1 pseudogene is annotated in these 295 nt (G+C 73.2%); it reads left to right on the top strand.

What is annotated here, in order from left to right:
- A pseudogene (locus FPZ47_RS28780) lies at positions 1-295 on the top strand (PE family protein); the annotation flags it as partial.

The following is a 295-nucleotide window of genomic DNA, read 5'->3' as shown; positions in this document are numbered from 1 at the left end:
GGCCAGCACCGCAGGGCCTGGGGGTGTCGGCGGGGCTGGCGGCAAAGCAGTGTTCTTCGGCACCGGCGGCAATGGCGGCAATGGCGGATTTGCCCCGGTAGCCATCGGTGCCGACGGGATTAACGGCAGCACCCCGCTGCAGGGAGTCTTCAATGTCGTCAACGCCCCCACCGAGTCACTGCTGGGGCGCCCACTGATCGCCAACGGTGCCAACGCCGCCCCCGGCTCTGGCCTCAACGGGGGGGCCGGCGGCCTGCTGATGGGCAACGGCGGGGCCGGGCGGGGCCGGGCCGCC

The sequence above is a fragment of the Mycobacterium helveticum genome (assembly GCF_007714205.1).
Lineage (GTDB): Bacteria > Actinomycetota > Actinomycetes > Mycobacteriales > Mycobacteriaceae > Mycobacterium > Mycobacterium helveticum.
The sequence above is the reverse complement of the archived record's forward strand: the minus strand, read 5'-3'. Positions and strand labels throughout refer to the sequence as shown.